Origin of the sequence: Klebsiella sp. 141198, from assembly GCF_050600785.1 — a bacterium.
Classification (GTDB): domain Bacteria; phylum Pseudomonadota; class Gammaproteobacteria; order Enterobacterales; family Enterobacteriaceae; genus Klebsiella; species Klebsiella aerogenes.
Genome location: NZ_JAQIRM010000001.1, coordinates 1,002,472 through 1,014,811, shown reverse-complemented (window position 1 = coordinate 1,014,811; position 12,340 = coordinate 1,002,472). Strand labels below are relative to the sequence as shown.

Sequence of the window (12,340 nt, the reverse complement as noted above, 5' to 3'; positions counted from 1 at the left end):
GGTGGCGCTGCGCTTACCGGGGCTACTCGCTTAAGCGTTTACCCACGCCAGAGTAAAGCCGTCCCAGCCTTTAGTGCCCACGGTCTGCAGCGCCGTTACCGTCAACCGTGGCTCGGCGCCCATCATCTCAATGAATTGACGCACGCCCTGAACGCGCTCGTCGGCGCTCTGTGGGTTGACCACTTCACCGTCGCGTACCACGTTATCGCCAATAATTAAGGTTCCTGGGCGGGAATAACGTAGCGCCCAGCGTAGATAATGGGGATTATTCGGCTTATCGGCATCGATGAAGATCAGGTCGAAAGCGGGACATTCGCCAAGCGCCTCCAGAGACTGTAGCGCCGGCCCCTCCCGCAGCGTGACCCGCTGGCCAACGCCCGCCAGCTGCAGATTCTCGCGCGCCACCTGGGCATGATGCGCGTCGGCCTCCAGCGTGAGTAGTTGGCCGTCGGCAGGAAGCTCGCGCGCCATCCAGATGGTGCTATAGCCGCCGAGGGTGCCGATCTCCAGTATCCGCTTAGCCTGGGTAAGCCGTACCAGCAGGGCGAGAAACTGCCCCTGATTGGCGGCGACATCGTGCGCCGGTAGCCCGGCACGATGATTATTTTCCAGCACCCGATTGAGTACAGGATCGCCGGGGATTAACGTTTCAACCAGATATTTGTCTACTGCCGTCCACTGTTGTTGCATATAACATTTCCCGTTTTAGCTCGCTGATGAGTCAGACCAGCCGCCTCCCAGCGCCCGGTACAAATCAATCTGTGCCAGTAGAAGATTATTTTTCACCTGTACCACGCTCAACTGAGTGGAGAACAACGTACGTTGCGCATCCAACACGTCCAGATAGGAAGAGTAGCCGTTACGATAGCGGTTCTGCGCGATACGCAACGTTTCTGCGGCGACCGATTCCTGCTCCTGGAGCTCGCTTAACTGTTCGCCGTAGCGGCTGATGGCATCCAGGCTATCGTTCACCTCTTTGAACGCGCCGCGTACGGTTTTCTCATATCCGTATAGCGCCTGATTGCGCTGGGCCATCGAGACATCAACCTGCGCATTTAGCGCCTGACGGTTGAGTAACGGCGCCAGAATACTGCCGCCAAGGCTCCATAACCGCAGCGGGTTGTCGAGCAGATCCGGCAGCGTTCTGTCCTGCAGGCTGCCAGTGGCGGTCAGGTTGATGGAAGGCAGCAACTGCGCCTGCGACGACGCGAGGGTGGCATCAGCGGCCACCAGTTGGCGTTGAGCCTGCACAATGTCCGGACGGCGGCTCATTAGCGTCGAGGGTAACTGTGAGGGCAGGCGTAGCGGGCTAAGTTGTGCGAACTCGTTACGTTTTACCGCACCGGGATTGTCGCCCAACAGAACGCTCAGGGCGTTCTCTTGTTGCGCGATTTGATGCTGCAATGGCGGGATCTGCGCCCGCGTCGAGCGCAGTTCGGAATCCGCCTGCATGAGCTCCAGGCGCGAGGTATAGCCGGTTTCATACTGCCGTTTAGCCAGATTCCACGCATCTTCTCGCGATTTCAGCGTTTGGCGGGTGACCCGCAACTGCTCGTCTAATGACAACAAGGTGACGTAGCCGACGGCGACCGATGTCGCCACGGTCAGATTAGCGGCAGCGGCAGCGGCTTTCTGCGCTTCAAGGCTGGCTTCGGCTGCGCTGGCGGCGCTGCGGTTGGCCCCCCAAATATCGACGTCATAGCTGGCGGTCAGGCCCCCTTTGTACAGCGTGCTGTGGATGGGCAGACCGGTCGCGGCGGACTGTGCGCGAGCGCGGGTACCGGTCAGGCTGGCATCAAGCGAGGGGAATAAGCTGCTATCAGCAGCGTACGCGCGCGCCTGATACTCGTTAACCCGCTCGCGGGCGATCAGGACGTCGCTGTTGTAGCGCAACGCCCGATCGACATACTGATTAAGCGCGCTATCGTGAAAATTGCGCCACCACACGCCTTCCACCGGGCTGGAAGGACCCACATCGGCACGCCAGGCGGCCGGGATCGCCAGCGTGGGCTCCGCACGTGGTACATCGGCAGACTGACAACCGACCAGCGCCAGCGCCACGGCAAGGGTTAACGGGCGGATCATTGTTTATTCTCCGCGCGGGTATCAATCGTCACCTGCACCGACATCCCCGGACGCAGACGATAGCTGTTTTTCTGCCCCTCATCGACCGCGATACGGACAGGGATCCGCTGGGCGATTTTGACAAAGTTGCCGGTCGCGTTATCCGGCGAGATCGCGCTGAATTCGACGCCGGTCGCTGGCGAAATACTTTGTACTTTGCCGTGGAAGGTTTCGCTGTTCAACGCATCGACCGAGAAGGTGACCGGCTGGCCGACGCGCACCTCGGCGAGCTGTGTCTCTTTCAGGTTGGCGATAACCCAGTGCTGAGGCGGTACCAGCGAGGTCAAATGCGTACCGGCGCTGACATAGGCGCCGAGGCGTACGGAGATCTGCCCCAGTTGCCCGGCCGTCGGGGCGATAATCCGCGTATTCTGCAGGTCGATTTCGGCAAGCTCCAACGCCGCTTTGGCGCTGGCCACATCGGCCTCCAGCGAATCGCGATTGACGATAGTGGACTGCAGATCCTGGCGCGACATCTCCAGTGTGGCTTTCGCCTGTTCGATATCGGCTGCGCCTTGAGCCGCGCTGGCCCGCGCAGAGTCGCGTTCGCGAATGGATAACGAACCGTCCGCGGTGAGTTCCTGTACGCGTTTTAAATCGGCTTGGGTTTTCTGATTCTGCGCGCGGGCGTTTTGCAAGGCGGCCTCGTTTTTGACGATGGTCGCTTCGGCGCTTTTCCGCTGCTGCTGATTGTTTTTCAGCGCCGCCTGTTTCATCGCCAACGTTGCCTGCGCCTGGTGCACCCGCTGTTTATAGATGCGATCGTCAATCTGGAACAGCACCTGTCCCGGCTGAACGGTATCGAAATCTTTGACGTTCACCGCGGTGATATACCCGTTAACCTGCGGACTGATAAACGTCGTCTGACCGCGCACGTAAGCGTTATCGGTAAACTGACTATGCCGGGTGAAAGGGGGCAACTGCCAGGCGTAAAGAATAACCAATACGCCGACGATGCCGATCGCCGCGGCGGTAAAAATAGACACCACGCGGATGTTGTTTCGGGTATTGGCCTGTTGCCTGGCCGCGTCCTGCTGACTCATAACCACTCCAGAGTAAAAATTATCTTATTATTTGTTGCCGGTTGCGCGTTTTAACGCGATACGGGCGGTGATTCGCAATCTGATTAAGCGCCAGAAAATCCACACCAGCGTTGCGGCAGAGATCGCCGCCGTCAGGAGATAAGTGTCATTGTAGGCGAGAATATTGGCCTGTAGCGTCGAGGCGTTTTGCAGCAGCGTGGTAGCCTGCACGTTCAATAGCGTGCTGTCGCCAATCTGGCTTTGGTACATCTGACTATACTGCTGCAGTCGCTCGACGATCAGCGGGTTTAGCGTGGTTATCTGATCGGCCAACTGGCTGGAATGAAATTTTTCGCGCCAGGTCTGAAAAGTACCGAGGATAGCTGAGCCGAGCAGGCCGCCGATATTTTGGCTCATGCCAAACAGAACCGAGAAGCTGACCAGATTCCGCTGGTCGGCAATCACCCCGCCAATTCCCGCCAGCATGGCCGGCGCGAGGAAGAAGGCACTGCCGAAGCCAAGTAAAAACTGGCTGAACATCAACTGTTCCGGACGGGTCAGGGCAGTGGACTGGCTATCAAGCAATGACGCAATCATGATCAACGCCAGCGCGGTCGCGGTGGGCCAGTAGAGGCGCTGCGGGTTAAGCGTCAGGCAACTGGCGACGATACCGCAGACGATACCGGCGAAAATAGACCATGCCAGATTGGTCATCTGCTCGTTTTGCAAGCCGACGTACTGCAGCCAGCCGATGACTCCGGTGTTCTGTTCCGCCAGCACGATGCGTATCAGCAGCATAATCAGCCCGAGACGAATGATACTGCCGCTGGAAAGCCATTTGGTGTTAAGCAGCGGGTTAGTGCGATTATGCTCGAAGGCGATAGCCGAAACGATCAGCACCACCGCACCCGCCAGCGACCAGCCAAGCCACGGTGCCTCAAACCACCAGTCCAGACGGCCCAGCGACAGCACCGCGCAGACCAAAGCCATACCGGGCGCCAGCAGGAAGAAGGTAATAAAGTCCTTCTTCTCAAACACTTTTTTGCGGTCGCTGGGCGGCAGTTTAAGCGCAATGACGCAGGCGAGCGACACCAGCGCCAGCCCGAGCTCAAAGAAGTAGAGACCACGCCATTCGTCAATCTGCAGTAATTCAGTCGAGAACAGACGCGCCAACGGGATCGCCAGCGACGATCCGGTGATCCCAATGGTCAACGCCTTCAGACGGTGGCGCGCCGGCCAGGCCTGCACCTGATAGTAAATTCCCAGTGAACTTAACGCCGCTGCCACCATGCCGTGCGCCGCACGCACCATCATCGCCGAGCTGAGGTCGTTGACGAACAGGTGGAAGAAAGTGACCAGTACATACAGTACCAGGAAGCCTTCAGTAAAGGCGCGCAGGCCAAACTGCTGGCGAAATTTCACCAGCAGCAGGTTGATGGAGACGTTAGTCATGACGTAGACCGCCGGCAGCCACGCAATTTCCGTCGACCAGGCGGCAAAAGTGCCCTGCAGCAGCTGCAGGTTGGCGGTAACGACGGCATTACCCAGCGCGCCGGTCAGGCATACCAGCAATCCGACGATGCCGTAAGCGACACGTTTTGGCGTACTGTGGATGGGCGTCGACGGTGAACCGAGCATCGCCGGTTTTTCATGCGGCGCCCAGTCGTGGGGCACATAGGGATTAGCATCGCGACGAGGCATTATTTCTTTTCCACCTCGTGCAGCAGCTTTTCCAGTACCCGGTGGGTTTGCTCACGCTCTTCCGGAGTGATGGCGGTGAGGATCTCCTCGCGCAGGTCGTCGGCGACCGCTTTTACCTGATGGAAAAGCGCCATCCCTTTTGCGGTGGCGACCAACAGACGCTTACGTTTATCGCTGTCAGGCTTAACGCGCTCCACCAGTTCAAGTTCGACCAGGCGGTTAATGAGCGGGACGATGGTGGCGCTTTCGACACCGAGTTCCTGCGCCAGTTCGCTTTGCGATAGGGGCTGCTCGTTGCGGGCAATGGCTGACACCGCCACCCATGACGCCTGGCTCATGCCAAGATTTTTCAACCGCCGGTTAACCGCCAGCCGCCAGTGATGCGCGGTTAAGTATAAGAGATGGGAAAAGTTAAGCTGTCGGTTATCCATGTTCCGCCTACAAATTCATTAGAGCTCTAATGATTTTAGGCGCGGCGATTTACCGATTTCAAGTCACGAAGATAAAAATAGGTTAACGCAATGTGCGTTTTTTGTGGAAAAGGCCGGCTGGCACGTGGAGAAAAAATAAAAAAACCCGGGCGAACCCGGGTTTAGTATCTGGATTAACCGGACATTAGCCCGGGTAGATGCCGCGATCTTTACGCGCCAGCAGGATGCGCTCACAGGCGACGATGTAGGCCGCGGTACGCAGAGAACACGCTTTCTCGGCGGCTTTATCGCAGACGTGAACGATAGCATCGGTCATGATACGGTCCATCTTGGCGTTGATCTCTTCTTCACTCCAGAAGAAGCTCGCCATGTCCTGTACCCATTCGAAGTAGCTGACGGTCACGCCGCCGGCGTTACAGATAACGTCCGGAACCACGATCACCCCGCGGTCGGCCAGCACGTCGTCGGCGTCCGGGTAGGTTGGGCCGTTGGCGCCTTCGAGGATCAGCTTACAGCTGATTTTTTCCGCGCGCTCACGGGTGATTTGGCCTTCCAGCGCCGCCGGGATCAGGATATCCATCTCGGTGGTCCAGAAATCTTCTTTGGCGATTTCACGCGCACCTGGGAAACCAGCAATCTTCTTGTTCTCGGCCTGCCATGCGGTCAGCGCCTGCATGTCGATACCGCCTTCGTTGAACAGGGTCGCGGTGTGATCCTGGATAACGACAATACGCGCGCCAACGTCTGCGAACAGACGAGCGGCTTCGCTGCCAACGTTACCAAAACCTTGCAGCGCGACTTTCGCGCCTTCGATTTCGATACCGTTACGACGAGCCACTTCACGACCGGTGACGAAGACGCCGCGGCCGGTGGCTTTTTCACGACCCAGCGAACCGCCGAGATGAATCGGCTTACCGGTAACCACGCCGGTGATAGTGGTGCCGTGATTCATGGAGTAGGTGTCCATCATCCACGCCATCACTTTACCGTTGGTGCCAACGTCCGGCGCCGGGATATCTTTCTGTGGCCCAATGATAATGCCGATTTCGCTGGTATAGCGTCGAGTCAGACGTTCCAGCTCGCCTTCAGACAGTGAGAACGGGTCGACGCGGATGCCGCCTTTAGCCCCGCCGTAAGGAATATTGACCGCGGCGCACTTAATGGTCATCCAGGCAGAAAGCGCCATTACCTCGTTAAGATCGACATCCGGATGGTAGCGAACACCACCTTTACCCGGTCCACGCGATAGATTGTGCTGTACGCGATAGCCTTCGAAATGGCGGATGGTGCCATCATCCATCTGCACCGGAATATCAACGATCAGCGCGCGTTTCGGGTGACGCAGAGTTTCCACCCAGTAGGCGAGGTCGCCCAGATACGGCGCGACGCGGTCGATCTGGCGCAGGTAAGTGGTCCATGGAGATGTACTACTTTCAGATGCGTAAGATAACTTTTCCATAAGAGTCCTGTATCTCAATGTTATTTGTGTCGTGTAAAACCGTGGAATAGGTACAGCAGTAAAATCTGTGTGATGAATGTTATCACCAATTTTATAAACCAGTATTTGACGGCTATTCCGAATTTTACATTTTTGTTAGTTTTTTGGGGTTGCATTTGAATAAATAAGCACGGCCAGGCGCCTGCATGTCATGCATCAATATGCATATTTTATGCAGATAAGTGAATATGGAAATAATTTTTTCATATTTTTCATTATCTTGATGATCCTCTAAAAGTGAATAAAATGATTCGAGGTTGTATTGACTTTGTTGCGTGTCAGGGCCCAGCATTAGCTCACGCAATACACAAGGTATTAACCGTGAATTAACATATACCCATACAAATAAAATGGCTTATTTCAGTTGTGGTGAAAATATTTGTCATCGCAGCGGGACGTGTGCGCCCTGAAAACGGCTAAAGGGAAATTGTTAAATTCGACTATTCACGATTGGCCAATTTATGCCGCCGATCCTCGTTCCGGAGAATTGTTATGTCAGGCAGTATCACTCGCGAAGATTTTGATGCTTATATGGTTCCGTGTTTCGCTCCCGCGCCGTTTATCCCGGTGAAAGCGGCGGGCTCCCGCGTCTGGGACCAGCAGGGTAAAGAGTACATTGACGTGGCTGGCGGCATTGCGGTTAACGCGCTGGGTCACGCTAATCCGGCCCTGGCCGCGGCGCTGAAAGCGCAGCTGGATAAGCTGTGGCACATCGGCAACGGCTATACCAACGAACCGGTGCTGCAGCTGGCGAAAACCCTGGTGGAGTCGACCTTCGCCGATAAAATCTTCTTCTGTAATTCTGGTGCTGAAGCCAATGAAGCCGCGCTGAAGCTGGCGCGCAAGTATGCACACGACAAATTCGGCGCCGACAAGAGCGAAATCATCGCCTTTAAGAACTCCTTCCATGGCCGCACTCTGTTTACCGTGACCGTAGGGGGGCAGCCGAAATACTCCAGTGACTATGCGCCATTGCCGCAGAACATCACCCATCTGCCGTATAACGACATCGACGCGGTGAAAGCAGCGTTCTCTTCCCGCACCTGCGCAGTCATCGTCGAGCCGATTATCGGCGAAGGCGGCGTCATGCCGGCGGATCCGCCGTTCCTGCAGGCACTGCGCGAGCTGTGCGACGAGCATGAAGCAACGCTGATTTTTGATGAAGTGCAGACCGGCGCCGGGCGTACCGGCCAACTGTATGCTTACCAGCACTACAACGTAGTTCCGGATATTCTCACCAGCGCAAAAGGGCTGGGCGGCGGCTTCCCAATTGGCGCGATGCTGGCGAAAGAGGCCTGGGCGCAAGTGTTCCAGCCGGGTACCCACGGCACGACTTTCGGCGGCAACCCGCTGGCGGCGACCGTCGCTAATAGCGTGCTGGCGCAAATGGATAGCGCGCTGCTGGCGGGCGTGGGCGAACGCCATACCCTTATTGTCGATAAACTCAATGCGCTGAACGCTAAATATGATGTCTTCAGCGCCGTACGCGGGATGGGGCTGCTAATTGGCGCCGAACTGGCAAGTCATCTGCGAGGAAAAGCCAAGGCGCTGACCAATCTGGCGGCGGAAGAGGGACTGATCGCGCTGATAGCCGGGCCGGACGTCCTGCGTTTCGCCCCTGCGCTCAATATTCCCCTGGCGGATATTGATGAAGCCTTCATGCGCCTTGAGCGCGCCGTCGCCCGCTTAATCAGCTAATCCGGGAGACGGCCTATGATGTTATTTCGTCCCGTACGGGAAAACGACCTCGATGATATTGTTCGCCTTGCCTCCCGGGCGGGCGTGGGAATGACATCGCTGCCGAATGATGCCGTGCGCCTTGCCGCACGGATTAAACGCAGCGTAGAAACCTTTGCCGGCAAGCTGACGCGTGGCGAACAGGGGTTTCTGTTTGTTCTGGAAGATACCGAACTGAGCCGGGTTGTCGGCGTTAGCGCCATTGAGGTCGCGGTGGGGCTCGACGAACCGTTCTACAATTTTCGTATTCAGAAGACGGTACGGGCATCCAAAGAGCTTGGGGTTTATAAGCATCAGGAATTGCTCAATTTAAGCTACGACCATACCGGTCACAGCGAACTCTGTACCCTATTTCTTGACCCTGAGTACCAGAAGAACCGCAATGGCCTGTTGCTCTCCAAAGCGCGGTTTGTCTTTATTGCCGCGTTCCGCGAGTGGTTTTCGTCGCATCTGTTTGCCGAGCTGCGCGGGCGCAGCGACGAGCAGGGGAATTCACCGTTCTGGGATGCGTTGGGGCACCACTTTTTCGACATTCCTTTCGCCGATGCCGATCGCCTCACCGGTACAGGAATGAAAACCTTTATCGCCGAACTGATGCCGGCCTACCCGATTTACATCTCGCTGCTGCCGGATGATGCCCGCGAAGTGATAGGCCAGGTTCATGCCAACACCGCGCCGGCGCGGGCTATTCTCGAAAAAGAGGGGTTTAGCTGGCGCGGGTCCGTCGACATCTTCGATGCCGGCCCGGTACTGGAAGCTGAAACCGATAATATTCGCGCCATCAGAGAGAGCTATTCGCTGCCGGCGCTGCAGCTGATGACGCCGCAGGCGACGCCAACCATCGTCGCCAACGGACAGTTTGATAATTTCCGCGCGGTGCTCATCGCGCAAGAGACGCCGGGAGCGCTCGATCAGCAGGCGCTGGACGCCCTGCAGGTCAATGCCACCGACCGGGTTCACGCGGTGACACTCAACCCAGAGGAAAACAGATCATGGCGGTAAACGCACAGTTTATAGCAGGTAAGTGGCAGCAGGGCGCAGGCGCGCCGTTAACTAAGCTGGCGCCGGAAGACCAGTCCGTTTTATGGCAGTCGCAAAGTGCGGGCGCAGCCGACGTGCAGGCCGCCTGCGCCGCCGCGCGCGAGGCGTTTTATGGCTGGTCGCGTCGTCCATTAAGCGAACGCATTGCCGTGGTTCAGCGGTTCGCTGCGCTGCTGGAAGAGAATAAAGAGGCGCTGGCGACGTTAATTTCCCGTGAAACCAGCAAGCCGCTGTGGGAAACCCTTACTGAAGTACAAGCGATGATCGGCAAAGCCGGGATTTCCATTGATGCCTACGCCGAACGTACCGGTTATCGCGAGTCCGCTATGCCGGACGGCAAAGCGCTGCTGCGCCATAAGCCGCACGGCGTGATGGCGGTGTTTGGCCCTTACAACTTCCCGGGGCATCTGCCGAACGGCCATATTATCCCGGCGCTGATCGCCGGTAACACCGTGGTATTTAAACCGAGCGAATTGACGCCCGCAACCGCGGAACTCACCGTTCAGCTATGGCAGCAGGCCGGGATCCCGGATGGGGTGCTAAACCTGGTGCAGGGGGCGAAAGATACCGGCCAGGCGCTGCTGGAAAACCGCGATATCGACGGGGTGCTGTTTACCGGTAGCGCCGCCGCTGGCTTCCACTTCCACCGTTACCTCGGCGGTCAGCCGGAGAAAATGTTGGCGCTGGAGATGGGCGGCAATAATTCGCTGATCGTGGCCGACGTTGTCGATAGCGTTGCGGCGCTCAACGTGATTATTCAATCGGCCTTTATCTCCGCCGGGCAGCGCTGCACCTGCGCGCGTCGTTTACTGGTACCGCGCGGTGAACAGGGCGATGCGCTTGTTGAACAACTGATTGATGCCAGCCGGCAGATTCGCGCCGGTAAATGGAACGCCGAACCGCAGCCGTTTATGGGCGGGGTGATTTCGCAAACCGCCGCGCAGGGCATGCTGGCGGCGCAGGCGAAGCTGGAAGCGCTGGGCGGCAAAGTGCTGCTGCGCATGAGTCAGCCGGATCCTCACTCTACCGTGTTAACGCCGGGAATTATCGACGTCACCGGGATCGCGGTGCCGGATGAAGAGTACTTCGGCCCGCTGCTCACCGTGATTCGTTACGACCGGTTCGATGAGGCGATCGCGATTGCCAATAATACTCGCTACGGCCTGGCGGTGGGGCTTATTTCCGCCGATCCGGCGCTGTTCGACAAGCTGGCCGACGAAGCGCGCGCCGGGATCGTTAACTGGAACAAACCGCTCACCGGGGCCTCCAGTAAAGCGCCTTTCGGCGGTGTCGGCGCCTCCGGCAACCATCGCGCTTCGGCGTGGTATGCCGCCGATTATTGCGCCTGGCCGATGGCTTCTCTGGTCAGCGAAACGCTGACGCTGCCTGCGACGACGTCGCCAGGTCTGCCATTCTGATAACCGTTTTTTGTGAGGACACTATGTCTGGATTTGAAGCGAATTTTGACGGTCTGGTGGGGCCAACGCACCACTACGCCGGGTTGTCGGTAGGCAACGAAGCGTCACAAAACAACCGCGACGGTTTATCTAACCCGAAGAAGGCGGCGCTGCAGGGACTTTATAAGATGAAGACCCTGGCCGATCGTGGCTTTGTACAGGGCATTCTGCCGCCGCAGCCGCGGCCAAATATGACGATGCTGCGCAGCATTGGTTTTCAGGGCAGCGATGAGCAGGTGATCCAGCGTGCAGCTAAAGAGGCCCCGCAGCTATTGTCGGCCTTTAGCTCCGCTTCCTCGATGTGGACCGCCAACGCCGCCACCGTGTCGCCGTCGGCCGATAGCGCTGATGGAAAAGTGCATTTTACGGTGGCGAACCTCAACAATAAGCTGCACCGCATGCAGGAAGCACCGATCACCTCGGCCATCCTCAGGGCGACCTTCGCCGATGAACGCTACTTCGCGCATCACGCGGCGCTGCCGCAGCATGGCGATTTAGGTGATGAAGGGGCGGCGAACCATAACCGTTTCTGTGGGGATTATGACCGCCAGGGCGTGCAGTTTTTTGTCTATGGTAAGCGCGCCAGCGGCGGCATTGCGCCAGCTAAATACCCCGCGCGCCAGACGCTGGAGGCCAGCGAAGCGGTGGCGCGTCTGCATCAGCTCGACCCGCAGTACACCGTATTCGCTCAGCAAAATCCGCAGGCTATCGACCATGGTGTATTCCACAATGATGTTATCGCCGTCAGCAACCGCCACGTGCTGTTCCATCATCAGCACGCCTTCCTGCAGCAGCGGGAGGTGCTGGCGACGCTGAAGGAGAGCAACGCCAGTCTGAATATTCCATTCACCAGCGTTGAAGTCCCTGACGAGCTGGTTAGCCTCGATGACGCGGTGGCCTCTTATCTGTTCAACAGCCAGTTACTCAGCAAAGCCGATGGCAAAATGTTGATTGTGGTGCCGGAAGAGTGCCGTCAGCGTGAAAACGTCTGGCGTTATCTCTCTGCTCTCGCCGCCGATAGCGCATCGCCTATCGATGAAGTGGCGGCATTCGATCTACGTGAAAGCATGCGCAACGGCGGCGGCCCGGCCTGTTTACGTCTGCGGGTGGTGCTTAATGACGCTGAGCGTGCGGCGGTCAACGCTCACAGCCTGATGAATGACGAACGCTACCAGCAACTGACCGCGTGGGTTGAAAAGCATTATCGCGATCGCCTGCATGCCAGCGACCTCGCCGACCCGCAGCTGCTGCGCGAGGTTTATCAGGCGCTGGACGAGCTGACGCAGATTTTACATCTGGGCGCGATTTATGACTTCCAGCGATAAGGGG

Annotated in this window: 10 protein-coding genes; 4 read left to right on the top strand and 6 right to left on the bottom strand. The window is 57.6% G+C overall.

All coding sequences use genetic code 11. The features are described 5' to 3' along the window. Positions 1 to 30: 30 nt before the first annotated feature. The 6 genes from PGR10_RS04890 to PGR10_RS04865 form a co-directional block, all read right to left on the bottom strand. Positions 31 to 690 carry an O-methyltransferase gene (locus PGR10_RS04890; protein WP_430923049.1) on the bottom strand — a complete coding sequence of 220 codons (660 nt, stop codon included), beginning with the start codon at positions 688 to 690 and terminating at the stop codon, positions 31 to 33. Between the two features lie 15 nt (positions 691 to 705). Further along, entirely contained in the window at positions 706 to 2,085 is a 1,380-nt protein-coding gene (locus PGR10_RS04885) for an efflux transporter outer membrane subunit (RefSeq protein WP_430923048.1), read from the bottom strand. Continuing rightward, positions 2,082 to 3,167 carry an HlyD family secretion protein gene (locus tag PGR10_RS04880; protein WP_015705600.1) on the bottom strand — a complete coding sequence of 362 codons (1,086 nt, stop codon included), beginning with the start codon at positions 3,165 to 3,167 and terminating at the stop codon, positions 2,082 to 2,084. The genes PGR10_RS04885 and PGR10_RS04880 overlap by 4 nt, the downstream gene beginning before the upstream one ends. Positions 3,168 to 3,194: 27 nt before the next feature. Next, on the bottom strand, positions 3,195 to 4,847 hold the full coding sequence (locus tag PGR10_RS04875) for an MFS transporter (protein WP_213316191.1): 1,653 nt from the start codon (positions 4,845 to 4,847) through the stop codon (positions 3,195 to 3,197). Then, a complete protein-coding gene (locus PGR10_RS04870) occupies positions 4,847 to 5,278 on the bottom strand; it encodes a MarR family winged helix-turn-helix transcriptional regulator (RefSeq protein ID WP_015366352.1) in 432 nt (143 codons plus the stop codon). Before PGR10_RS04870 ends, PGR10_RS04875 begins: the two co-directional genes overlap by 1 nt. Positions 5,279 to 5,462: 184 nt before the next feature. Then, a complete protein-coding gene (locus PGR10_RS04865; protein WP_015366353.1) occupies positions 5,463 to 6,737 on the bottom strand; it encodes a Glu/Leu/Phe/Val family dehydrogenase in 1,275 nt (424 codons plus the stop codon). Between the two features lie 531 nt (positions 6,738 to 7,268). Here PGR10_RS04865 and PGR10_RS04860 point away from each other — a divergent pair. From PGR10_RS04860 to astB, 4 genes are read left to right on the top strand one after another with little or no spacing between them, the layout of a single operon-like run. Beyond that, positions 7,269 to 8,474, top strand: coding sequence for a bifunctional succinylornithine transaminase/acetylornithine transaminase (locus PGR10_RS04860; RefSeq protein WP_430923047.1), 1,206 nt, complete (start codon positions 7,269 to 7,271; stop codon positions 8,472 to 8,474). 18 nt (positions 8,475 to 8,492) lie between these two features. After that, a complete protein-coding gene (astA, locus tag PGR10_RS04855; RefSeq protein WP_430923112.1) occupies positions 8,493 to 9,515 on the top strand; it encodes an arginine N-succinyltransferase in 1,023 nt (340 codons plus the stop codon). Beyond that, positions 9,506 to 10,972 (top strand): succinylglutamate-semialdehyde dehydrogenase, encoded by a 1,467-nt coding sequence (astD, locus tag PGR10_RS04850; protein WP_271032645.1) that lies wholly within the window; start codon positions 9,506 to 9,508, stop codon positions 10,970 to 10,972. The genes astA and astD overlap by 10 nt, the downstream gene beginning before the upstream one ends. 23 nt (positions 10,973 to 10,995) lie before the next feature. Further along, entirely contained in the window at positions 10,996 to 12,336 is a 1,341-nt protein-coding gene (astB, locus tag PGR10_RS04845) for an N-succinylarginine dihydrolase (protein WP_271032644.1), read from the top strand. The last annotated feature ends 4 nt before the right edge of the window (positions 12,337 to 12,340 follow it).

Bases quoted from the DNA above. Each gene is read 5' to 3' on its own strand.
- PGR10_RS04875 (WP_213316191.1), bottom strand. From the start codon at position 4,847: ATGCCTCGTCGCGATGCTAATCCCTATGTGCCCCACGACTGGGCGCCG.
- PGR10_RS04870 (WP_015366352.1), bottom strand. From the start codon at position 5,278: ATGGATAACCGACAGCTTAACTTTTCCCATCTCTTATACTTAACCGCG.
- PGR10_RS04885 (WP_430923048.1), bottom strand. From the start codon at position 2,085: ATGATCCGCCCGTTAACCCTTGCCGTGGCGCTGGCGCTGGTCGGTTGT.
- PGR10_RS04880 (WP_015705600.1), bottom strand. From the start codon at position 3,167: ATGAGTCAGCAGGACGCGGCCAGGCAACAGGCCAATACCCGAAACAAC.
- astD (WP_271032645.1), top strand. From the start codon at position 9,506: ATGGCGGTAAACGCACAGTTTATAGCAGGTAAGTGGCAGCAGGGCGCA.
- PGR10_RS04865 (WP_015366353.1), bottom strand. From the start codon at position 6,737: ATGGAAAAGTTATCTTACGCATCTGAAAGTAGTACATCTCCATGGACC.
- PGR10_RS04860 (WP_430923047.1), top strand. From the start codon at position 7,269: ATGTCAGGCAGTATCACTCGCGAAGATTTTGATGCTTATATGGTTCCG.
- astA (WP_430923112.1), top strand. From the start codon at position 8,493: ATGTTATTTCGTCCCGTACGGGAAAACGACCTCGATGATATTGTTCGC.
- astB (WP_271032644.1), top strand. From the start codon at position 10,996: ATGTCTGGATTTGAAGCGAATTTTGACGGTCTGGTGGGGCCAACGCAC.
- PGR10_RS04890 (WP_430923049.1), bottom strand. From the start codon at position 690: ATGCAACAACAGTGGACGGCAGTAGACAAATATCTGGTTGAAACGTTA.